Source organism: Jiella soli, assembly GCF_020615385.1.
Taxonomy (GTDB): Bacteria; Pseudomonadota; Alphaproteobacteria; order Rhizobiales; family Rhizobiaceae; genus VKMB-3413.
This window is the reverse complement of sequence record NZ_JAJAVB010000016.1, coordinates 165,587-187,669: the sequence shown is the minus strand read 5'-3', so window position 1 is coordinate 187,669 and position 22,083 is coordinate 165,587. Positions and strand designations below refer to the sequence as shown.

Below are 22,083 nucleotides of genomic sequence, written 5' to 3'. Positions count from 1 at the left end.
GCCAGCGGAACAAGCTGCAGTGGCCGGCTTCATGGTCCATTCACCAAGAATGGCATTCGGACGGGCGCAAAACAACAATCCGTGATCTCTTCAAGCGGTCCTTAAGCAAGGCCGCCATACGGTCTTGCCGACCCGAGGCAGGCGCCAGACGCTCACGCATACGAGATGGCGTCCGTCGGCAGGTTCCAACGAGCGGGCCACGGAGAGACGACAGATGCAGCCGATCGCCATACTGGGTGCCGGCATCGCGGGGCTGACCGCGGCGGCCGAGCTTCATCGGCGGGGACTGCCGGTGATCGTGTTCGAGGCCGGGAAGGCGGTCGGCGGCATGGCCTCCTCCTTCAAGGACCCGCAGGGCTTCACCTACGACGTCGGCGCACATTTCGTGAACAACCGGCTCGCCGCCACGCTCGGCGCGAGCGGCATTTGCCGGACGGTGAAGCATTATGGCGAGGCCGTCCATCTCGGAGGCCGGACCTATGGCTACCCGCTGGGACTGATGCGCTCGCCGCATTTCCTGAGAAGCGCCATGGCCTCCCGCCTGCGCAGCCGCGACGTGCGGACCGCCGAGGACTGGTTCCGCCAGGCCTATGGCGATGCGCTCGCCGAGGATGTAGCCATGCCGCTTGCCGAAGCCTGGTCGGGCGCGCCGGCCGATCAGCTCTCGCCGGCCATCGGCAACAAGATGATGCATGGCGCGATGAAGTCGCTGTACCTCAAGGCGGCGGCCCGCGTCACCGGCCGCGCGGTCTGCATCGGCTATTCGCACGAGGCGCCGGAAAACGCCGGCATCTTCCACGTCTATCCCGAAGGCGGCATCGCCAAGCTGCTCGAGCCGACGGTCGAGAAGGTAAAGCACCTGATCCGGCTGGAATCGCCGGTCGAGAAGATCCTGGTGGAGGAGGGCCAAGTCCGCGGCATCAGGGTGAAGGGCGAAACGCTCGAAGCCTCGGCGGTGATCTCGACCGCGCCGGTCCATGTCCTGCCCAAGCTCGTCGAAGGCACCGACGCGCTCGCTCCCCTCGCCGGCTTCCGCTACCGGCCGATGGTCTTTGCGAACCTGCATTTCGAGGGCCGCCATCATCTGCCGGACACCATGCTGTGGGTGCCGCGCCGCGACCTGCCCTTCTTCCGGCTGACCGAGACGCCGATCTCGATGCCCTGGCTCGCGCCCGAGGGCAAGACGCTGATCACCTTCGACATCGGCTGCCAGATCGGCGACGAACACTGGACGATGCCGGACGACAAGCTCGCTTCTCTCTGCCTCGACGGGATCTGCGAGCTCTATCCGCATCTGCGCGGCAAATGTCTCGGCGCCGGCGGCATCGTGCGCACGCCAGTCTCCTATCCGGTCTACCGCCTCGAATACGAGGCGGAGCGGGTCGCCTTCTCCCGATCGACGGGCGTCGATGGACTCTACTCGATCGGGCGGAACGGCGAATTCGCCCATATCCTGATGGAAGACATCTACTGGCGCACGCTGAAGCGCATGGAAGACGTCGCCGCCTATGCCGGCCGTTTGGCATCCGGGCCGATCGAAGAGAACGGGCTCGACGCGCTCAAGGCGCTGTCAGAGCAGATGAACCGCGAACCCGGCAAGGCATCGGGCGCAGCCGCCGCCTGACAGAAGGCCTTCCGGCAGCTCCGGGCGGCCCCACGGACCGGGACCGCCTTCCATCGGGCCGGGCTGGCCCTTCGGGTTCTTCTCAGAACAGCCCCTCGATTTCGCCGTCCGCATTCAGCCGGATCGATTCCGCCGCCGGCTTCGACGGCAGGCCGGGCATGGTCATGATCTCTCCGCAGATCGCGACGACGAAGCCGGCCCCCGCCGACAGGCGCACTTCGCGCACATGCACGGAAAAGCCCTCCGGCGCGCCGCGAAGCGTCGGATCGGTGGAGAAGGAATACTGCGTCTTCGCCATGCAGACCGGCAGCTTGCCGTAGCCGGCCTCTTCCCAGGCGGCGAGCTGGTCGCGGACGGCCTGCGGCGCCGTCACCTCCGCCCCGCGATAGATGCGTTTCACGACCGTCTCGATCTTGTCGAGCAGGGTCAGATCGTCGCCATAGATCGGCTGGAAGTCGGCCACGCCGGAATCGGCGAGGTCCGCCACTCTGCGGGCGAGGTCTTCGATGCCTGCCGAGCCCTTCGCCCAGTGCCGGCAGAGGATCGCCTCCGTGCCGAGTTCGGCCGCATAGGCCTTGAGCGCCTCGATCTCCGCCTCGGTGTCGGAGACGAAATGGTTGATCGCGACCACCACCGGAACGCCGAAGCCTTTGACGTTCTCGATATGCCGGCCGAGATTGGCGCAGCCGCGCCGGACCGCCGCGACGTCCTCCGTCCCGAGGTCGGCCTTGGCGACGCCGCCATTCATCTTCATCGCCCGCACCGTCGCGACGATCACCGCCGCGTCGGGCTTCAGCCCGGCCTTGCGGCACTTGATGTCGAAGAACTTCTCCGCCCCGAGATCGGCGCCGAAGCCGGCCTCGGTGACGACATAGTCGGCAAGGCGCAGGGCGGTCTTGGTGGCGACGACCGAATTGCAGCCATGGGCGATGTTGGCGAAGGGTCCGCCATGGACGAAGGCGGGATTGTTCTCCAGCGTCTGCACGAGGTTCGGCTGCATCGCGTCCTTGAGGAGGACGGCCATGGCGCCGTCGGCCTTGAGGTCGCGGGCCGTCACCGGGCTCTTGTCGCGGCGATAGCCGACGATGATGTCGCCGAGCCGGCGTTCGAGGTCCTTAAGGTCGCCAGCGAGGCAGAGGATCGCCATGACCTCGGACGCGACCGTGATGTCGAAGCCGGACTGGCGCGGAAAGCCGTTGGCCGGGCCACCCAGCGAGACGACGACGCCGCGCAGCGCCCGGTCGTTCATGTCCAGAACGCGGCGGAAGGTGACGCGCCGGGAATCGATGCCGAGCTCGTTGCCCCAGTGGATGTGGTTGTCGATCATCGCGGCGAGGAGATTGTGCGCCGTGGTGATCGCGTGGAAGTCGCCGGTGAAATGGAGGTTCATTTCCTCCATCGGCACGACCTGCGCATAGCCGCCGCCGGCGGCCCCGCCTTTCATACCGAAATTCGGACCGAGCGACGCCTCGCGGATGCAGATCATCGCCTTCTTGCCGATGCGGTTCAGCCCGTCGCCAAGCCCGACCGTGGTGGTCGTCTTGCCCTCCCCGGCCGGGGTCGGGTTGACCGCCGTGACGAGGATCAGGCGGCCCGTGGGGCGCCCCTCCAGCGATTTGATGAAGCCGGCCGAGATCTTCGCCTTGTCGTGGCCATAGGGGACGATGTCGGCCTCGGAGATGCCCAGCTTCTCGGCGATCTCTCGGATCGGTCGCTTGGTGGCGGCGCGCGCAATGGCGATGTCGGATAAAACCTCGGTCATGGCCTCCCCGGCAGTTCTTGATCGTGGGCGGGACCATAGGCGAGGCCGCCGGCGATTGCCAGAAAGCGTCCCGCCCCTGGATGTCGCCGCCACCGTGACCTGCCGGGAAGCAGGGCCTGCATCCGACGAGCGAGCGGCCGGACGCCACGTTCGAAGTTTCCCCAATGTCATATGTTCGTGCGCAGGAAGATAAGCCGCCTCGACGAAAGAAGCCCGGTGCGCTGCACCGGGCTCTTCATTCGGAAGTCGTCTTTACGCGGCGTTGGGAGGAGTAACGCCTTCAAGACGATGCCGTCGTATATCGGGCTGCCACAGCGGCCGGGTGGGAGGACACCGGCCGAAGCGTCGAACCGCTGACGACAAGATATGTCTAGCACAGGTCACGGCGATGGGCTGTCACCCGTTTGCTACGATTCCATCGCGATCAGACTGGCATTGCCGCCGGCGGCCGCAGTATTCACCGAGATAACCTGTTCGCGAGCGAACCTTACTATGTAGTTCGGGCCGCCGGCCTTGGGCCCGGTGCCCGACAGGCCGGAGCCGCCGAAGGGCTGGGAGCCGACGATCGCGCCGATGATGTTGCGGTTGACATAGACGTTCCCGACCGTCAGCCGGTCCGCGACGGTGAGCGCCGTGTCGTTGATGCGGCTGTGAATGCCGAGCGTCAGCCCGTAGCCGGTCTTCTCGATCGCCGCGCAGACCTTGTCGAGTTCGCCCGCCTTCCAGCGCACCACGTGCAGGATCGGCCCGAAGACCTCGCGGTCGAGGGATTCCGCCCTGTCGAGTTCGACAATCCGGGGCGCGAACCAGTGGCCCGCCGCCGGCAGGTCTCGCGGCAACCGGCCCTTGAAGACCACCTTCTGCTCGCGCTCCATCCTCGCCGCATGGTCGGTCAGCATCTTCAGCTGCTCGGCGTCGATCACCGGTCCGATATCGGTGGACAGATGATGCGGATCGCCGATCGTCAGCTCCGCCGCTGCGCCGGCGATCATCTCAACCATCTTGTCGGCGACGTCCTCCTGGACGAACAGGAGCCGCAGCGCCGAGCAGCGCTGGCCGGCCGAGCGGAAGGCCGACATCACGACATCGTCCGCCACCTGCTCGGGCAGCGCCGTCGCATCGACGATCAGCCCGTTGATACCGCCGGTCTCGGCGATCAGCGGCGCGATCGGCGCGTTGCGGGCGGCGAGCGCGCGGTTGATGAGATGCGCCGTCTCGGTCGATCCGGTAAAGGCGACGACCGCGGTCGCCGGATGCGAGGTCAGCGCCGCGCCGGCCGAGCCGTCGCCGGGCGCGAGATAGAGATGCTCCTTGGAGAAGCCCGCCTCGTGCAGCAGGCGAACCGCATGGGCGGCAACGAGCGGCGTCTGCTCGGCCGGCTTGGCGATGACGACATTGCCGCCGGCGAGCGCGGCCGCGACTTGGCCGGTGAAGATCGCCAGCGGGAAGTTCCACGGCGAGATGCAGACCGCGACGCCGCGCGAGCGGTAGACGAGCCGGTTCTCCTCGCCGGTCGGACCCGGCAGGATCGTCGGCGCCGAAAACAGCCGCTCGGCCTCGCTCGCATAAAAGCGCAGGAAGTCGACCGCCTCGCGGATCTCGGCGATTCCGTCGTCGATCGTCTTGCCGGCTTCGGCCGCGAGGAGCTTCATCAGGGGGCCGCTCTCGGCCTCCATCATGTCGGCCGCCTTGCGCAGAAGCTTCGCGCGCTCGGCCGGCTTGACGGCTTCCGCCGCCCGGACATGGCGCGCGGCCTCCGCGACGAGCGCCGTTGCCGCCTCGGCGGACAGATGGTGGCTCTTGCCGACGACGCTTCCGTCGATCGGCGAGCGGATCTCCACCGCCTCGCTCGACCCGGCGGAGAAGCCGCACTTGGCTTCCGCACCCGCAAGCTTCGTCCTGTCGCGGCTTTCGACGAACCGCGCCACAGCCCGGCGATCGCCGATCTCGATGCCCTTCGAGTTGATCCGTTCGCCGAAGAGGCCCTTCGGCAGGCCGATCTTGGCGTGGCGGGCGGGCCCCTCCTCGAGCTTGTCGCGTGGGCGCACCAGAAGCGCGTCGATCGGCACATCCTCGTCGCCCACCATGGCGACGAAGGAGGAGTTGGCGCCGTTTTCCAGGAGCCGGCGCACCAGATAGGCGAGGAGGTCGCGATAGCCGCCGACAGGCGCATAGATGCGGCAGGCGACCTGCGTGCCGGCGGTCTTGCGCATGGTCTCGTAGAGCGCCTCGCCCATGCCGTGGAGCCGCTGGAACTCGAAGCCCGAGACGTCCTCGCCGGCCATTTCCAGGATGGTCGCGACGGTCAGGGCGTTGTGGGTGGCAAATTGCGGGTAAAGCCGCGCGCGCTTGTCGAGCAGGGCCTTGGCGGCGACGAGATAGGAGAGATCGGTCGCCGGCTTGCGCGTATAGACCGGATAGCCCTCCAGCCCCTTTTCCTGCGCATGCTTGACCTCCGTATCCCAATAGGCGCCCTTGACTAGGCGGACCATCATCTTGATGCCGCGGGCACTCGCCAGCTGGTCGATATGCTCGATCACCGCGAGCGTGCGCTTCTGATAGGCCTGGATGGCGAGGCCGAAGCCCTCCCAGCCTCTGAAGTCGAGTTCCCTCGCGACGGCGTCGATGACGTCGAGCGAGAGTTCCAGCCGCTCGGCTTCCTCGGCGTCGATGGTCAAATTGAGGTCGAAGCTCTGGGCCTGCCGCGCGAGGGCGACGACCTTCGGGACGATCTCCTTCATTACCCGTTCGCGCTGGATCGGCTGGTAGCGCGGATGAAGGGCCGACAGCTTGACCGAGATGCCCGGCCGGTCCGGCAGCTTCTTGTTGCCCGCCTTGCGCCCGATCGCCTCGATCGCGTCGGCATATGACTTGAAGTAGCGTTCGGCGTCCTCGCCGGTCCGGGCACCCTCGCCCAGCATGTCGTAGGAGTGGCGGTACCCCTTCTTCTCGAAGCCGCGCGCCCGCTCCAGCGCGTCCTCGATCGTCTCGCCAAGCACGAAATGGCGTCCGAGGAAGCGCATCGCCTGGCGCGTCGCGGTGCGCACGGCCGGCGCCCCGAGCCGCTTGACCATGCCGGCCATGACGCCCTGCGGGGTCTCGCCGGGACGGATGATGCGGGCCGAGATGCCGAGCGCCCAGGCGGAAGCCGCCGTCAGCATGCGGTCCTCGCCGCCCTCGTGATGGGCCCAGTCGCCGGTCCCGATCTTGTCCTCGATCAGCCGGTCCTGCGTCTTGGCGTCCGGCACGCGGAGCAGCGCCTCGGCGAGGATCATCAGCGCCAGCCCCTCGCGGCTCGACAGGCCGAACTCGCGCAGGAAGTCCTCGACGCCGCCGATGCCGCCCGCGGCCTTGCGGATGCCCTCGACCAGCTTGCGCGCCCGCCTGTCGACCGCCGCCTCCTCGTGCGTCCAGCCTCTGGAGGCTTCCAGCAGCGCGGCGACGGCAGCCGTGTCGTCCGGTGCGAAGGGGGCGGAAAAGGCTTGCGGCATGGCAGTCATCGCGAAGCTCCAGTGCGGGTCGATGTCCCAGCCATAGCAAAGGCGACGCTGCGCTTCTCACCAAAGACATGGGCGGTTTCGGAGGATATGTTGCGTCAAGCGCGGCCTGACAGGGAGTCTTGATGGAGATCGATCAGAAGAACCGCAGGATCCTCCATGCGCTTCAGGCCAACGGCCGGCTGAGCAACCTCGAACTCGCCGATCGCGTGGGCCTGTCGCCCACCGCGACCGCCGAGCGGGTCAAGCGCCTGACCCGCGGCGGATTCATCCTCGGCTACGTGGCCAGGCTCTCGCCGGAGAAGCTCGGCCGCGGCATGATCGTTTTCGTCGAGGTGAAGTTGGAACGCACCTCGGACGCAGTCTTCTCCGAGTTCAAGTCGGCGGTCTGCGACCTTGCCGATGTCATGGAGTGCCATATGGTTGCTGGCGGCTTCGACTATCTCGTCAAAGCCCGGGTCGAAAACATGGCGGCCTATCGCGCATTTCTCTCCGAGAAGCTTCTGGCGCTGCCCGGCGTGCGCGAAACTCACACATATGCCGTGATGGAAGAGGTAAAAAACACCTCGGAGATCGCGTTTTAGGCAGAGCGATAAATCTGCCGCAAAATGTTGCGTCGGCGTCCGCCTTGGCGCAATAATCAGACGAATGCACTTATCGCGCTGCCTTGCCGTTGAGGCTTGGCGGCGTTTCAACAAGGAGATGCAGATGAACTTTTCTCGGAGCCTCGCGGGCCTTTCGCTCGGCGCGATCCTGATGGCGCTTCCCGCTCAGGCGCAGGACGCGGACAGCTGCAAGACGGTGCGTCTTTCGGACGTCGGCTGGACCGACATCACCTCGACGACCGCAGCGACCAACGAGGTGCTCAAGGGCCTTGGCTACAAGCCCGACGTCAAGATCCTGTCGGTCCCGGTTACGTTCGCCTCGCTCTCCAACAACGACATCGACGTCTTCCTCGGCAACTGGATGCCGGCGCAGACCGAGGCCATCGGCAAATACATCGACGACGGCTCGATCGAGCGGGTCCAGACCAATCTCGAAGGCGCCAAATACACGCTAGCGGTTCCGAAGTACCTCTACGACGAGGGCCTGCACGACTTCGCCGACATCCACAAATTCAAGGATGAGCTGAACGGCAAGATCTACGGCATCGAGCCCGGCAACGAGGGCAACGGCAAGATCATCGACATGATCGAGAAGAACAAGTTCGACCTAAAGGGCTTCGATCTTGTCGCTTCGTCCGAGCAGGGCATGCTCAGCCAGGTGGCGCGCGCGACGCGGTCGAAGAAGGGCGTCGTCTTCCTCGCCTGGGCGCCGCATCCGATGAACACCAACTACAATCTCGAATACCTGACGGGCGGCGACGACTATTTCGGCCCGAACTTCGGCGGCGCGACGGTCTACACCGTGACGCGCAAGGGCTTCTCCGAGGACTGCCCGAACCTCGGCAAGCTCCTGAAGAACCTCACGTTCAATCTGGACATGGAAAACCAGATCATGGGCAAGATCCTCGACGACAAGCAGGAGCCGCAGAAGGCCGCGACCGAGTGGCTGAAGGCCAATCCCGGCATCCTGGACAAGTGGCTCGAAGGAGTGAAGACTCTCGACGGCAAGCCGGGCCTGCCGGCGGTCAAGGAAGAGCTCGGCATCTCCTCCTGATCCCACCCGATCGAAAGTTCAGGAAGGCCGGCTTGACCGGCCTTCTTGCCTTCCATCCCCCGTCTCGTTGCGAAGAGGATAGCGTCCGCCGTGGAATGGCTCGAAAACCACCCCTTGCCGATCGGTGATTATGCCGAAGCGTTCGTTGACTGGCTGACCGCCAACTTCACCTTCGTCTTCGACGGACTGACTAACATCTTCGGAGCCTTCGTCGACGGCATCCTGTGGATCCTGCAGACGCCGCATCCCTTCGTGGTGGTCGCCGTGTTCTGTGCCATCGCCTGGTTCTCGCGCCGCTCGATCGGGATAACGCTGTTCACCCTGTTCGGCCTGCTCCTGATCATCAATCTCGGCTATTGGGAGCAGACGACGCAGACGCTGTCGCTGGTTCTCGCGGCGACCACCGTCTGCATGGTGATCGGCGTACCGCTGGGCGTGGCGGCGGCGCGGCGCGAATGGGTCTACGTGATCCTGCGCCCGATCCTCGACCTGATGCAGACGATCCCGACCTTCGTCTATCTGATCCCGGCGCTGATCCTCTTCGGCCTGGGCATGGTGCCGGGCCTCGTGGCGACGGTCATCTTCTCGCTGCCGGCCTCGATCCGCCTGACCCGGCTCGGCATCGCCTCGACGCCGCGCCAACTGCTCGAAGCCGGCGACGCCTTCGGCGCGACGCCGATGCAGCGGCTGTTCAAGATCGAGATCCCCTACGCCCTGCCGCAGATCATGGCCGGGCTCACCCAGACCATCATGCTGTCCCTGTCGATGGTGGTGATCGCGGCCCTCGTCGGGGCGCCTGGCCTCGGCGTGCCCGTGCTGCGCGCCCTCAACGCCATCAATGTCGGCGACGGCTTCAAGGCGGGCCTCGCGATCGTCCTCCTCGCGATCATCCTCGATCGCTTCTTCCGCGTCGAGGAGGCCGGCCGATGACCGATCCCATCGTCTCCTTCCAGAACGTCTCGATCGTCTTCGGCAAGAATGCCGACAAGGCCCTGCCGCTCGCCGATGCCGGCAAGAGCCGCGCCGAGATCCGCGAGGAAACCGGCGCGACGGTCGGCGTCACCAATGCCAGCCTCGACATCAGGCAGGGCGAGATCGCCGTGCTGATGGGCCTGTCCGGTTCCGGCAAGTCGACACTCCTGCGCGGCGTAAACGGGCTCGCCCCGATCACCCGCGGGCGTGTCGTGGTCGACACCGGCAAGGGCGCCGTCGACCCCAAGGCCTGCGGCGCCAAACGGCTGCGGGACCTGCGCCGCCACGAAGTGGCGATGGTGTTCCAGCAGTTCGCCCTCCTGCCCTGGCGCTCGGTCGCCGACAATGTCGGCCTCGGCCTGGAACTTGCCGGCGAGCCCAAGTCGGAGCGCCGCGAGCGGGTGATGACCCAGCTCGAACTCGTCGGCCTGAAGGACTGGGCGGACAACCGCGTCGGAGAACTCTCCGGCGGCATGCAGCAGCGCGTGGGTCTCGCCAGAGCGTTCGCCACCGACGCGCCGGTCCTCCTGATGGACGAGCCATTCTCCGCGCTCGATCCCTTGATCCGCTCGCGCCTGCAGGACGAACTCCTGGAATTCCAGCAGCGGCTGCAGAAGACGATCATCTTCGTCAGCCACGATCTCGACGAAGCCTTCAAGATCGGCAACCGGATCGCCATCATGGAAGGCGGCCGGATCGTCCAGGTCGGCACGGCGCAGGACATCGTGCTGCGCCCCGCCGACGACTACGTCTCCGACTTCGTCGCCCACATGAACCCGCTCAACGTCCTGACCGCCGAGGACGTCATGAAGCCGCTGGCCGGCAAGGACGAAGCGCCGGCCCGGGTCGCCGGCATGGCCGAACCGGACACGCCGCTGCGCAAGGTGATGTCGACCGTGTCGAAGAACGGCGGCTCCGTGGTCGTCTCCCGCAAGGGCCAGATCCTCGGCAAGATCGGGCCAGAAGACATTGTTCGTGCCCTGGAGCGTCACCAGGCCGAGGGGTGAGGAGCGCGGGCGAAGCGTGCTCCGTTCCGCCCGTGCTCACGAGAAGATATGGCGTCGGGCCAGCGCGCCAGAGGGCCCGTGCCCGGCGCCGGCCCAGCGACGTGCCGACCGACAAACCACTTGCCTGTGATCTATATTTCCCTTACGTCATGGCACTGACGATTGCCCGGAGCGGCGGCCCTTTTCGTGACAGTGGCTCCGTGGACCACCGTCGGGGCCCGGAGCCGTCCATGCGCAATCTCCTGGTGATGCTGATCGCCCTTGTGGCGACATTCGGCGCGGGGCGGGCCTTCGCCGAGACCTTCGCCGTCCGCTGCGACGACGGCCAGCGGATCACCATCGCGACGTCCGGCAGCAACAGCCTGACTGCGAGCCCGATCGACGGCGGCTCTCTGCGCTTCCGCTCCAGCCGCAACGACCCCGAATATTTCACCCATGGCGAGTACGGGCTCCGCTTCGGCCGGCGCGGGCAGCGCGTCGAATTCGAGATTCCGGACTACGGCACCGTCCATTGCCGCATCGCGCAGGGAGGCGGGCGTGATCGACGCGCCGGCGGCGATACTTTCGGCGACCCCGGCGACCGCCTGTCGGATCGCCGCGACGACCGGCGCGGCCGCGACGGCGATCGTCCCCGCCATCGCGCGGGCGCCCTGCCGCATCCGGCACAGTCCTGGGGCGGATCGGTGCGCGCCGCGCCCGACGTCGATTCCCGCAAGATCGCCAGCCTGCGCGAAGGCGAACCGATAACCATACTGGAGCAGGCGGACGCGCCCTTCTTCCAGGACCTGCCCTGGTTCCGGATCCGCTTTGACGGACGCACCGGCTATCAATGGGGCGGCATCATCTGCCCGATCGACGAGCCGGTCGAAGGCACCTTCGAGGTGTGCCACTGAAGCCTGCGGCTCCGGCAAGCGGGCAGCAACCGAAACAGGCGATCGCCGGCGACACGAGCCGAGCAATCGCTCCGAATGGGAGGTTCGATCAATGGCAGCACAGTTTCGTCTTGCGCTCGTCTGCGCCATCCTTGCAGCGACCACATCCGGCGCACTGGCCGATTCCTGCTGGAACCACAACGGGTCCCTGATGCGGCTCCAGGCCAGCGGCAACCACCGCGAAATGACATACGAGCGGCCGAAAGCCTCGCTTCGCCGGGCCGGAGTCATGCCGGGCACGCTGCTCTTCGACGGGGTCAAGCGCGGCAACTCCTATGACGGGACGGCGCGGGTCTTTTCCTCCGGATGCGATCCGCTCGAATACCACGTCTCCGGCCCCGTCTCGGCCGATCAACTGCGGATCACCGTCACCGGCACGCGCGACGTCTACGATAACTGCCGCGCCACCGGGCGGCGGACCACGGACCGGCTGGTCTTCACCTACGAACACGAGTGCTGACGGCGCGGGGCAGTCGAGCCGGATTCGGACGGGAGGCCGCATCCGCTCGACGCCCCGCGCAAGTCCGCGTGCTTGCCCCTCGGCGGTGGGTGTGGACCGACAGGCCCCGCCGGATCGGCGTGGCCGAGCACCCGCAATACTGTTGCCGAAAGGCAGCATTGGCCGCTTCGTCGATTGGTGCGCGGAACCAGGCATAATCATGGCTGGTTGATCGGGGATAGAGTGTTCTGCCGGCGCGCGCTCACGGGCGACGGCTCCGACCAATCCACGAAAAGACCCTGCGCTGATGAAACTGGTTTCGACCCTTTCCGCACTCGCCCTGGCGGTCGCGACGCTCGGCGGCTGCGCCTCGACCCAGTCGACCGCTTCCAATGCCAGTCTGACCCTCGGCGCACCATCGCCGGATTTCGCCGCCACCGGCAAGACGGTGGCGTTCGTTCCCTATTCCGGCAAGAGCGCGGTCGGCGTTCTGGACAAGCCCTATTTCCTCTCGTTCCGCGCCCGCAACGCCGACACTTACGGCCATTCCTTCGTGGTCTTCGGGGAGCTGGATTCGAACGGCCGCGTGCCTTACGATACCAAGGCGGTGCTGATCCCCTCGATGACCGAGGTGGCGGGACTGCACCCGGCCTCGACCAGCGTCGTCCCCTACATGCTCGGCCACATGATGCCGGTGCCGTCCGAGACCGGGCCGTCCGACGGCGACATGGAGCTCGGCTATCTGGAAAGTGAGCTGACCATTCCGCTCACCCCCGAGCGCTACGCCAAGGTGGTCGCCTATATCCGCAAGCTGCAGAAATCGAGCCCGCTCTGGCAGGCCGAGATCTACAATTGCTCATCCTTCGACAACGACATTGCCTCCTTCCTGGGCCTCCACACCGTCAACCACATGCTGTTTCCGCCCAACTATATCGAGGCGCTACGGAAGGCGAATCCGGGCATCGAAACGCTGCAGGGCGTGACCTACAGCTCGTCCTGACGCCTGATCTGGACCAGGGGCGCGGCGGATATTCAGCGAAGCGCCCCCAATCCCGGCCGCTCGCCGCCGCCTTCGGCCACGGCTTCGCTTGCCGGCCCCGAGGGCGCCCCTCCAGATGGGATGCGCTGGATCCCAATAGACGCGGACGGCAAAATTTCAGCACGGGCGATCGGCTGTTTCCGTTCGCACGGCCGCTCTCGGAGTGGGTGCTTCGCGCCGGTCGCCTGTAGCGCGTGACGCACAATTGTCAGGCGCGCAATCTCCACGGCGCGGCGCCCTGCTGCGCCCCGCGTGTTGCTTCCGCCACCGCTAATTCTCGCCGAGGAAAGCATGTCGACACTGCCGACAATGCTTCTTCATCGGCAGCAATGTCCTCTGTAGCATTCGTTCGCCGCACATCGACTTTTGCGGAACGAAATCGGTCCGGTTCTCTTGCGTAACCAAGTGCATCGCGCCGCTCACGGACGAGGAGTGGCGCGAACATCGAAGATACACGAGAAGGACGCGACATCATGAAACATCTTTATCTTGCAGCCTCGGTCGCAACGGCCCTCACCCTTTCGGGCTGCGGCGACGACAACCAGGCCCGGGTCACCGAGCTGGAAGGCCAGCTGCAGACCGTCCAGACCGAGAACGAGTCGCTGCAGGGACAGGTCCGCGATCTTCAGAGCGAGCAGGCGATCGCCGCCAACCGCGTCGACCCGGCGACGCTTCGCGAGCCCCTGACCAGTGCCTTCACGGCACTCGGCGAGACCGAACGGCAGCTCGACAAGCTGGCCGGCGCGCTGGCGCAGGAAGGCTATGAGAACGTCTCCCTCGACCCGCTGCGCACCAATATCCGCGAGGTCAGCGAGAGCGTCGCGAGCGCCGCGCGCGATGTCGGCGTGGATGTCGACGCGGTGCTGTCGCAGGCACAGTCGGCGGTCGAGGAGCAGACCGGGTCGGTCACCCCGCCCGACATCGCGCAGCCGGGCGATGCGGCCGCGTCGTCGCAGACTGGCGGAAGCGCCGAGCAGCCGGCGTCCGCGGAACCGGCCGAGGATGCGGCGAGCACGCAGCCGGCACAGTAACGCCAACCGGGTCATCCAGACCGGTCATCATCACGAACGGTCGGGGCCGCCAGAGGCTCCGGCCGTTTGGCTATGAAGACGCGCGGTCACGCCGCCGGCAGGCGGCCCTCCTCAACCGCGAAGCACGCGACCCGGGTCGGGCCGTGCTCGGTCAGAAGCGGCAGTTCCGTGCGGCAGCGCTCATTGGCATAGGGGCAGCGGGGATTGAACGAACAGCCGGGCGGCGGGCTGAAGGGGGACGGCAGTTCGCCCGAAAGCTTGATGCGCTGGCCCTTCGACTTCGGGTCGGTCGCAGGCGTCGCCGAGAGCAGCGCGCGCGTATAGGGATGCAGCGGATTGGCGTAGAGCGCGTCCACCGGCGCGATCTCCACCGGCCGGCCGAGATACATCACCATCACCCTGTCCGCGACATGTTTGACCACCGACAGATCGTGGCTGATGAAGACATAGGTGAGGCCGAGCCGCTCCTGGAGATCGGCGAGGAGGTTCAGGATCTGCGCCTGGATGGAAACGTCGAGCGCGGACACCGGCTCGTCGAGGACGAGGATCTTCGGCTCCAGGATGATCGCCCTGGCGATCGCGATGCGTTGGCGCTGGCCGCCGGAGAACATGTGCGGATAGCGGCCGTAGTGCTCGGGGCGAAGCCCGACCTCGGAAAGCGCGTTCTCGGCCTTCTTGCGGCGCTCGGCGGCGGAAAGGCTCGTGTTGATCTTCAGCGGCTCCTCGATGATCGCGCCGACCTTCTGGCGCGGGTTGAGCGCGCCATAGGGGTTCTGGAACACGATCTGCACCGTCGAGCGCAGCTTCTTCGCGTCCCCCGCCCCGTCGCCGGAGATCCGCACGCCGTCGATCGTCAGATTTCCGTCCGATGGCGTCTCGATCATCGTCAGCATGCGGGCGAGCGTCGACTTTCCGCAGCCCGATTCCCCGACGATTGCGAGCGTCTCGCCCTCCTCGACGACGAAGCTCGCGTCCTTGACGGCCTTCAGCCCGAGCGGCTTCTGGAAGAGGCCCCGGCGGACCTCGTAGACCTGGCTGACGTCTTCGGCGGTGACGATCGCACTCATCAGGCGGCACTCGCATGGGCTGGAGCGTTGAGCGGATAGTGACAGAGCGCTTCGCCGAGTTCCGGCGGCTGGCGCGGCGGCACGATGGTGCGGCACCTGTCGTCTGCCTTCGGGCAGCGCGGATTGAACAGGCAGCCGTCCGGCCGGTCTCCCTGCCCCGGCACGACGCCGGGAATGGTCGGCAGGCGGTCCCCGGTCGAGCGCTCGGGGATCGCCGCGAGCAGCGCCGAGGTGTAGGGATGGTGCGGGGCGTCGAACATCGTCGCGACCTGCTGCCGCTCCACCTGCTGGCCGGCATATTGCACGATCACCCGCTCGGCCGTCTCGGCGATGACGCCCATGTCGTGGGTAATCAGGATCATCGCCATGCCGTGATCCTTCTGAAGCCCGAGGAGAAGGTCGAGGATCTGGGCCTGGATGGTCACGTCGAGCGCCGTCGTCGGCTCGTCGGCGATCAGGAGCTTGGGATTGCAGGCGGTCGCCATCGCGATCATCACGCGCTGGCTCATGCCGCCGGACAGCTGATGCGGAAAGGCCGACAGCCGTCGCTCGGGCTCCGGCATGCCGACGGCCTCGAGAAGCTCGACGGCCCGCTTCTGCCGGGCCTTGCGGTCGAGGTCGGTATGGGCGCGCAGCGCCTCCTTGATCTGGAAGCCGACCGGAAAGCAGGGATTGAGGCTCGCCACCGGCTCCTGGAAGATCATCGCGATGTCCTTGCCGATGATCTTGCGCCGCGCCTTGCCGGAGAGATGACGCATGTCGCGGCCCTCGAAGGCGATCTCGTCCGCCGTGACCGTCGCAGAGGGCGGCAACAGGCCCATCAGGCCGAGCATCGCCACCGACTTGCCGGAGCCGGATTCGCCGACGATGCCGAGCACCTCGCCGGGCTCGACGGTGATGTCGACGCCGTCGACCGCCTTGAACGGACCGGAGGCGGTGTCGAAGGTGACCGACAGGTTGCGAAGGGAGAGAAGGGGCATGGGGCTCAATTGCCGTCTATTTTGAAAGGGCTTATATATCGATCGGACCGGAGACAGACATGGTGCGACTCTACGTTCGATTCCTGGACTGGATTCTCGACTTCGTCATGGAGCCGAAGAAGACCGGGCCGCTTCCGCCGGCTCCTCGCATTGAGGGACGGACGGGACCGCGCTCGTTCTATTGATCGGCTCATCGTTCGGCGCTCAAAGCTTCGACAGCGGTTCAAACACGATCTCGCTGAACGCCCTTCACGTCGAGATAGTCGCGCAAGATCTGCGCCTTCTCTTCGACGGGTAGCTCCAGAAATTCCGATCGCCTGAGGTCGGAACGCATCCATTCGCAATGTCGCGCTGGTGCGCATAAAGCACCACGGGTTCGATCGCGCCTGCGTCCAGCAACGGGAACTCCGAAACCAGCGCCTCGAATATTCGGTTCGGCGTCGCCGCCGGCACGAAGAGATTGGCATTCTGCATGTTTCGGCTGATCACAGCTTCCTTGTCCTCTTCGTTGAGGTCCGGATCAGACTCAAGATCGGAAAGCTCGCTGACGATCTCGGCACGCAGGGCAATCTGAAGCTCCCGCACTCTGCGGCTGCGCTTGCGATCCTCCGCGCGTAAAGCCAGGCTGGCGGTCACGAACCAGCCGGCGCCGGTGAAGATGCCAACAATGATCGCCGCGATGATCGCAGGGCCGACCCAGCTTCCCATCCATCTCAGCTCCGCTTCATCTTCGGGTCCAGCGCGTCCCTGAGGCCGTCGCCGATCAGGTTGATCGCCAAGACGGTGACCAGGATTGCGAGGCCGGGGAAGGTCACGACCCACCAGGCCCTCAGGATAAACTCGCGCGCCTCGGCGAGCATCGTTCCCCATTCCGGCGTCGGCGGCTGTGCGCCCATGCCGAGGAAGCCGAGAGCGGCCGCGTCGAGGATGGCGTTGGAGAAGGACAGCGTCGCCTGGACGATCAGCGGGCCGAGGCAGTTCGGCAGGATGGTCACCACCATCAGCCGCAGGGGACCGGCACCCACGACCTTGGCGGCGGTGACGTATTCACGGCGCTTCTCGGCCATAACCGAGGCCCGGGTCAGCCGGACGAAATGCGGCTGCAGGACGAGCGCGATCGCGATCATCGCGTTGGTCAGGCCGGGGCCGAGGACGGCGACCAGGACGAGCGCCAGGAGCAGCGAGGGAAAGGCGAGGATGATGTCCATCACCCGCATGATCACCGTGTCGACCCAGCCGCCGACATAGCCCGCGATCAGCCCGACGGCGATGCCCACCGTCACCGCGACGACCACGACGACCACGCCAATGAACAGCGAATACTGCGCGCCGTAGAGAAGCCGCGAGAGAATGTCGCGGCCGATGGCGTCGGTGCCGAGGAAATAGGTCCACTGCCCGCCGTCCTGCCAGGCCGGCGGAAGGAGCTGGGCGTCGTTGTTCGTCAGGATCGGCGAGTGCGGGGCGAGGAGCGGTGCGAAGATCGCCGTGAGCACGATCAGCGCGAAGACGACGAGGCCGCCCACTGCGCCCTTGTTCTCTGAGAAATAGAACCAGAACTCCTCCAGCATCTGCCGGCGGACGCTCTTCTTATCGCCCCGATCGGAATGGTCACGGTCCGGGAGGTCGGTGCCGACGCCCTCTTCGGCTTCCTGAGCGGAGATGTGACTCATGCTTCGCTCCTATCGTGCGCGCACGCGCGGGTTGATCACGCCGTAGAGGAGATCGACGATCAGATTGACGAGCATGATGATCATGGCGATCAAGAGGAGGCCGCCCTGCACCACCGGATAGTCGCGGCGGAAGACGGAATCGACCATCCATTTGCCGATGCCCGGCCAGGAGAAGATCGTCTCGGTGAGGATCGCACCGGCCATCAGGACACCGACCTGGAGGCCGATCGTCGTGATCACCGGTATCAGCGCGTTCCTCAGGGCATGGATGCCGACGACCCGTGAGGGCGCCAGACCCTTGGCCCGGGCGGTACGCACATAATCCTCCCCGAGAACCTCCAGCATGGCCGAGCGGGTCTGCCGGGCGATGACGGCGAGCGGGATCGTCGCCAGCACGACCGCCGGCAGGATCAGATGCGAGACCGCCGATGTGAAAGCGCCCTCCTGCCCCGACAGCGCCGAGTCGATCAGCATGAAGCCGGTCACCGGAGGGAAATAGAAGAGGAGCGAGATCCGGCCCGAGACCGGCGTCCATTGCAGGATGCCGGAGAACAGGATGATCAGCAGCAGGCCCCACCAGAAGATCGGCATGGAATAGCCCACGAGCGCCGCGCCCATCACCGTCTGGTCGAACCACGAGCCGCGCTTGACCGCGGCGAAGACGCCGGCGGGCACACCGAGCGCGACCGCGATGATGATCGCGCAGATCGACAGTTCCAGCGTCGCAGGGAACAGCGTGAAGAACTCTCCGGCGACACCCCGCTTGGTCACGATCGAGGTGCCGAAATCGCCTTGGAACAGTCCGAACAGGTAGGAAAAATACTGTTCCCAGATTGGCCGGTCGTAGCCGAGCGCGTGCATGATCTGGGCGTGGCGTTCCGGCGCCATCACCCGCTCGCCGGACATCAGCGCAACGGGATCGCCCGGCAGAAGCCGGATGAAGGCGAAGGCGACGATCGACACCCCGATGAAGGTCGGGATGAGGACCAGCACCCGCGAAATCAGGAAGCGCTGCACCTATCTCTCCTCTTGGCGGTCGCGAAGCGTCTTCTCGAAGCGGAGAATCGGAATGACGAATTCTCCATCCTCGGTTTCCGCCGAATAGTCCACCATACCCACAGGTCGCCAGCCCTGCCGGCCGTAAAAGCGCTGTGCACGCGTGTTCGCCTGATTTACGACCAGGAATGCGTCCTCGATGCCACGCTCAAGGAGCAGCGCCTCGCCCGCCTGCATCAGGCGATCGGTCACGCCGATCCCCCGAAACGCCGGATCGACGAAGACCTGCTCGATCTCCTCGCCATGCACCCGCAGGAAGCCGGCGATCCGGCCGGCCTCGCCGGCGGCCACGAATACGTCCTTCAGCCGCTCGCCGGCCCGGCGCGCGAAAGTCTCACGGGTCCGGTGACGGATCAGCGCTTCCGGCACATGCCCGAGATGGGCCTCCATCCAGCCTTCGAACCAGACGGCTGCGATTTGCGGCACGTCGGCCGGTTCGGCGGGCCGTACGACGACCGAAGCGGCCGGCTCTCCGGGCGACCGCCTCACCGGTCCCGCCCGAGCCGGCGTAGCGCGATCCGCGCCGCGTGCGAGCGCACCGCCAGCGCCAGGATCTCGTAGAGCGGCGCACCGTCCTCATAGCCCGGAGGCGCCAGCGCGTCCGGGCGCTGCGCGCGCAGCATCTCGTCCTCGGCGGAGAACCCGCCGTCGCGGGAGACCGCAATGGCGAAGCCGCCGACCGAGCGGACGAATTCGAAGGCCTGGAGATCGGACGCCCCATCGCCGACATAGATCAGCTGATCGAACGCGACCCGCATTTCTTCTTCACCGACATCGGCATCGGTGCGCGACGGCGCGTTGGATCCGGAGGTGTCGACGCCCTTGGCGAGCGCCTGGATGTAGCGCACCTTCTCGGGATGCGAGATCATGCTGGAGACGCCGTGGATCACGCCGTCCCCGCCGGCGAAAAGCCGCGAGCCATAGCGGCGGTCGAAGGCCGCGGCGATCGGATGGGCTTCGAAGACGTCGAGAAAGCCCGAGGAAACGATCGCGAATTCGAGCGTGATCGTCGGATCGATCTCATGCGCCACCTGTCGCAGCCGGTCCGGCATGGTCTCGGCATCGCCGAAGCCCTTGGTCGTCCGGCCGGCCTCGGCCGCATCCTCCAGCGTCACCGTCCGTCCGGCCGCCGCGCACATGCGGCGCACGCCCTCGAACTTCGCCAGGATGTCGTCCCACCCACTGTCGCCGAGCGGGCGGTAGTGCTCGGACTTCCAGGCGTCGATGTCAAAGCCCTTGAGCGCGACCAGCCGCTCGAAGGAATCCTCGCCGAGCGTCCAGTCGAAGTCGAAGGCGAGGAGGATGCGGGACTTGAACGGATGTGTCGCGGGCATCTGGGACAGGCCCCTTTCAATCGAGAAGGGGCGGCCGACGCCGCCCCTTCTTCTTCGTCATGTCAGGTGAGCTGGACGCTTACTGCTCGATGTCGACGTCGTCGAAGCGGTGGTAGCCGAGCGGATCCTGCACGAAGCCCTTCACCGACTTCTGCATCGGCATGAAGACCTTCGAATGGTCGATCGTCAGCCAGGGCGCCTGCTCCTTGAAGACTTCCTGCGCCTTTTCGTAGAGCTTGGCGCGCTCTTCCTGGTCGGAGACCTGCTTGGCCTTCTTGACCAGGGCGTCGAACTCCTCGTCGCACCACTGGGCGCGGTTGTTGCCGCCGACGGCGTCGCAGCCGAGCAGCGTGTCGAGGAAGTTGTCGGGATCGCCATTGTCGCCGGTCCAGCCGAGCATGGCTGCGCCGTCGCGGTCCTTGGCCTTCGACTTCTCCAGATACTCGCCCCATTCATAGGAGACGATCTCCGCATCGACGCCGATCTTCTTCAGATCCGCCTGCATCAGCTCGGCCGCGCGACGCGCGTTCAGCATGTAGGGCCGGGAGACGGGCATCGCCCAGATCTTCATCTTGAGGTTCTCGACGCCGGCATCCTTCAGCATCTCCTTGGCCTTCTCCGGATCGTACGGATCGTCCTTGATGCTGTCGTTGTAGCTCCACATCGTCGGCGGGATCGGGTTCTTGGCCGGGCTCGCCGCGCCCTGGAACACGGCGTCGATGATCGCCTGCTTGTTGATCGCCATGTTGAGGGCCTTGCGGACCTCGACCTTGTCGAAAGGCGGCTGCGTCGTGTTGTAGGCCATGTAGGCGACGTTGAGGCCGTTCTGCTCGAGAACGTTGAGGTTCGGATCGGCCTGCATCGACGCGACGTCCGCGGCGTTCGGATACGGCATGATCTGGCACTCGCCCGCCTTCAGCTTCTGCGCGCGCACCGAAGCATCGGTGGTGATCGCGAAGATCAGGTCGTCGATCGGCTGCTTGCCCTTGAAGTAGTCCGGATTCGCCTTGTAGCGGATCACGGCGTCCGGCTGGTAGGCTAGGAACTGGAACGGACCGGTACCGAGCGGCTGCTGGTTCAGCATCTGCATCTGGCCGTCGGCTTGCAGCTTGTCGGCATATTCCTTCGACATGATCGAGGCGAAGTCCATCGCGAGATCAGCCAGGAACGGCGCTTCCGGACGGTTCAGCGTGAACTTCACGGTATGGTCGTCGACCTTCTCGACCGATTTGATCAGGTCCGGAAAGCCCATGCCGCTGGCATATTCCCAGCTGGCGCCGTTGACATACTGGTTCCAGGGATTGTCGCTCTTCAGCTGCCGCTCGAATGAGAAGATCACGTCGTCGGCGTTGAGCGTGCGGGTCGGGGTGAAGAAGTCGGTCGTCTGGAACTTGACGTCCGGTCGCAGCTTGAACGTGTATTCCGTGCCGTCGTCGGAAATCTCCCAGGACTCCGCAAGGCCCGGCTCGATCTCGGTCGACCCGTGCTTGAACTCGACCAGGCGGTTGTAGACCGTGCGCGAGGCCGCGTCGAACGTCGTGCCGGCCGTGTAGAGCGCGGGATCGAAGCCTTCGGGCGACGCCTCGGAACAATAGACGAGCGTCTTCGCCGACGCCGCTGAACCGAGCGCCAGCGTAAGCGCGGTCGCGGCAAGAAGCCGGGTGACGAATTTCATGTGGGACACCTCCTGTCAGGACTAGGCGGAATCTCGTCCGCTCTGGCGGCGCATCGGACAGTCTTTGCCGTTCCGATGCAAGCCCAACCGGCCGAGCATGCTCAATTTTCTTCCATGCAAGCGAATGGCCCAGCAGCAGCGGTCAGGCGGGTCGCTGGAAGTCGTCGAGGCCGGGTGACGGCCGGAAGGCGGGCGGATCGTGAGGAACCCAGATCCCGGCCGAGCGGCACGCGATGACGGGTTTATGAATTGGCGCTGGCGGCTCGAGCGATAGGATGTCCGGCACTCGGATCGAAGGCGGCTCCGCCTTCCGGGGTGCAACCATAACGCAAGAGGAGG

Annotated in this window: 19 protein-coding genes; 9 read left to right on the top strand and 10 right to left on the bottom strand. The window is 65.9% G+C overall.

What is annotated here, in order from left to right; all coding sequences use genetic code 11:
• Positions 1-214: 214 nt before the first annotated feature.
• Positions 215-1,624 (top strand): protoporphyrinogen/coproporphyrinogen oxidase, encoded by a 1,410-nt coding sequence (locus LH400_RS10400; protein WP_229152603.1) that lies wholly within the window; start codon positions 215-217, stop codon positions 1,622-1,624.
• Positions 1,625-1,706: 82 nt separating this feature from the next.
• On the opposite strand, the gene LH400_RS10395 is transcribed toward LH400_RS10400, so the two are convergent.
• Entirely contained in the window at positions 1,707-3,386 is a 1,680-nt protein-coding gene (locus LH400_RS10395) for a formate--tetrahydrofolate ligase (RefSeq protein WP_229152602.1), read from the bottom strand.
• A gap of 407 nt (positions 3,387-3,793) precedes the next feature.
• The gene (gene putA / locus LH400_RS10390; protein WP_229152601.1) at positions 3,794-6,886 is read right to left on the bottom strand and encodes a bifunctional proline dehydrogenase/L-glutamate gamma-semialdehyde dehydrogenase PutA; all 3,093 of its coding nucleotides are present in this window, start codon (positions 6,884-6,886) and stop codon (positions 3,794-3,796) included.
• A 119-nt stretch (positions 6,887-7,005) separates the two neighbouring features.
• Here putA and LH400_RS10385 point away from each other — a divergent pair, with 119 nt between their 5' ends.
• From LH400_RS10385 to LH400_RS10350, 8 genes are all read left to right on the top strand, one after another.
• Positions 7,006-7,467, top strand: coding sequence for an Lrp/AsnC ligand binding domain-containing protein (locus LH400_RS10385; RefSeq protein WP_229152600.1), 462 nt, complete (start codon positions 7,006-7,008; stop codon positions 7,465-7,467).
• 124 nt (positions 7,468-7,591) lie between these two features.
• Entirely contained in the window at positions 7,592-8,542 is a 951-nt protein-coding gene (locus LH400_RS10380; RefSeq protein WP_229152599.1) for a choline ABC transporter substrate-binding protein, read from the top strand.
• A 90-nt stretch (positions 8,543-8,632) separates the two neighbouring features.
• The gene (gene choW / locus LH400_RS10375) at positions 8,633-9,472 is read left to right on the top strand and encodes a choline ABC transporter permease subunit (protein ID WP_229152598.1); all 840 of its coding nucleotides are present in this window, start codon (positions 8,633-8,635) and stop codon (positions 9,470-9,472) included.
• Complete coding sequence (gene choV, locus LH400_RS10370) at positions 9,469-10,521, top strand: choline ABC transporter ATP-binding protein (protein ID WP_229152597.1); 1,053 nt, start codon at positions 9,469-9,471, stop codon at positions 10,519-10,521. The genes choW and choV overlap by 4 nt, the downstream gene beginning before the upstream one ends.
• Positions 10,522-10,751: 230 nt before the next feature.
• A complete protein-coding gene (locus LH400_RS10365; protein ID WP_229152596.1) occupies positions 10,752-11,414 on the top strand; it encodes an SH3 domain-containing protein in 663 nt (220 codons plus the stop codon).
• Between the two features lie 91 nt (positions 11,415-11,505).
• Entirely contained in the window at positions 11,506-11,913 is a 408-nt protein-coding gene (locus LH400_RS10360; protein ID WP_229152595.1) for a hypothetical protein, read from the top strand.
• Positions 11,914-12,199: 286 nt separating this feature from the next.
• Positions 12,200-12,892: a hypothetical protein gene (locus LH400_RS10355; protein WP_229152594.1), complete on the top strand. Its 693-nt coding sequence runs from the start codon at positions 12,200-12,202 to the stop codon at positions 12,890-12,892.
• A gap of 512 nt (positions 12,893-13,404) precedes the next feature.
• Positions 13,405-13,962, top strand: coding sequence for a hypothetical protein (locus LH400_RS10350; RefSeq protein ID WP_229152593.1), 558 nt, complete (start codon positions 13,405-13,407; stop codon positions 13,960-13,962).
• 86 nt (positions 13,963-14,048) lie between these two features.
• Here the strand turns inward: LH400_RS10350 and LH400_RS10345 are convergent, their stop codons facing one another.
• The 8 genes from LH400_RS10345 to LH400_RS10310 all read right to left on the bottom strand — a co-directional run bounded on the left by LH400_RS10345 (position 14,049) and on the right by LH400_RS10310 (position 21,744).
• A complete protein-coding gene (locus LH400_RS10345) occupies positions 14,049-15,032 on the bottom strand; it encodes an ABC transporter ATP-binding protein (protein WP_304502363.1) in 984 nt (327 codons plus the stop codon).
• Positions 15,029-16,009 carry an ABC transporter ATP-binding protein gene (locus LH400_RS10340; protein ID WP_229152591.1) on the bottom strand — a complete coding sequence of 327 codons (981 nt, stop codon included), beginning with the start codon at positions 16,007-16,009 and terminating at the stop codon, positions 15,029-15,031. Before LH400_RS10340 ends, LH400_RS10345 begins: the two co-directional genes overlap by 4 nt.
• Before the next feature lie 249 nt (positions 16,010-16,258).
• Positions 16,259-16,717, bottom strand: coding sequence for a hypothetical protein (locus tag LH400_RS10335; protein WP_229152590.1), 459 nt, complete (start codon positions 16,715-16,717; stop codon positions 16,259-16,261).
• A 5-nt stretch (positions 16,718-16,722) separates the two neighbouring features.
• Positions 16,723-17,577, bottom strand: a complete 855-nt coding sequence (locus tag LH400_RS10330; protein ID WP_229152687.1) for an ABC transporter permease subunit — start codon at positions 17,575-17,577, stop codon at positions 16,723-16,725.
• 111 nt (positions 17,578-17,688) lie between these two features.
• Entirely contained in the window at positions 17,689-18,696 is a 1,008-nt protein-coding gene (locus tag LH400_RS10325) for an ABC transporter permease subunit (RefSeq protein WP_229152589.1), read from the bottom strand.
• Positions 18,697-19,224, bottom strand: coding sequence for a GNAT family N-acetyltransferase (locus LH400_RS10320; RefSeq protein WP_229152588.1), 528 nt, complete (start codon positions 19,222-19,224; stop codon positions 18,697-18,699). It lies immediately after the preceding gene.
• The gene (locus tag LH400_RS10315) at positions 19,221-20,069 is read right to left on the bottom strand and encodes an HAD family hydrolase (RefSeq protein WP_229152587.1); all 849 of its coding nucleotides are present in this window, start codon (positions 20,067-20,069) and stop codon (positions 19,221-19,223) included. Before LH400_RS10315 ends, LH400_RS10320 begins: the two co-directional genes overlap by 4 nt.
• Before the next feature lie 79 nt (positions 20,070-20,148).
• Positions 20,149-21,744: an ABC transporter substrate-binding protein gene (locus LH400_RS10310; RefSeq protein WP_229152586.1), complete on the bottom strand. Its 1,596-nt coding sequence runs from the start codon at positions 21,742-21,744 to the stop codon at positions 20,149-20,151.
• Between the last annotated feature and the right edge of the window lie 339 nt (positions 21,745-22,083).

Bases quoted from the DNA above. Each gene is read 5' to 3' on its own strand.
- LH400_RS10400 (WP_229152603.1), top strand. From the start codon at position 215: ATGCAGCCGATCGCCATACTGGGTGCCGGCATCGCGGGGCTGACCGCG.
- LH400_RS10395 (WP_229152602.1), bottom strand. From the start codon at position 3,386: ATGACCGAGGTTTTATCCGACATCGCCATTGCGCGCGCCGCCACCAAG.
- putA (WP_229152601.1), bottom strand. From the start codon at position 6,886: ATGACTGCCATGCCGCAAGCCTTTTCCGCCCCCTTCGCACCGGACGAC.
- LH400_RS10380 (WP_229152599.1), top strand. From the start codon at position 7,592: ATGAACTTTTCTCGGAGCCTCGCGGGCCTTTCGCTCGGCGCGATCCTG.
- choV (WP_229152597.1), top strand. From the start codon at position 9,469: ATGACCGATCCCATCGTCTCCTTCCAGAACGTCTCGATCGTCTTCGGC.
- LH400_RS10365 (WP_229152596.1), top strand. From the start codon at position 10,752: ATGCGCAATCTCCTGGTGATGCTGATCGCCCTTGTGGCGACATTCGGC.
- LH400_RS10360 (WP_229152595.1), top strand. From the start codon at position 11,506: ATGGCAGCACAGTTTCGTCTTGCGCTCGTCTGCGCCATCCTTGCAGCG.
- LH400_RS10355 (WP_229152594.1), top strand. From the start codon at position 12,200: ATGAAACTGGTTTCGACCCTTTCCGCACTCGCCCTGGCGGTCGCGACG.
- LH400_RS10350 (WP_229152593.1), top strand. From the start codon at position 13,405: ATGAAACATCTTTATCTTGCAGCCTCGGTCGCAACGGCCCTCACCCTT.
- LH400_RS10340 (WP_229152591.1), bottom strand. From the start codon at position 16,009: ATGCCCCTTCTCTCCCTTCGCAACCTGTCGGTCACCTTCGACACCGCC.
- LH400_RS10335 (WP_229152590.1), bottom strand. From the start codon at position 16,717: ATGGGAAGCTGGGTCGGCCCTGCGATCATCGCGGCGATCATTGTTGGC.
- LH400_RS10330 (WP_229152687.1), bottom strand. From the start codon at position 17,577: ATGCTGGAGGAGTTCTGGTTCTATTTCTCAGAGAACAAGGGCGCAGTG.
- LH400_RS10315 (WP_229152587.1), bottom strand. From the start codon at position 20,069: ATGCCCGCGACACATCCGTTCAAGTCCCGCATCCTCCTCGCCTTCGAC.
- LH400_RS10310 (WP_229152586.1), bottom strand. From the start codon at position 21,744: ATGAAATTCGTCACCCGGCTTCTTGCCGCGACCGCGCTTACGCTGGCG.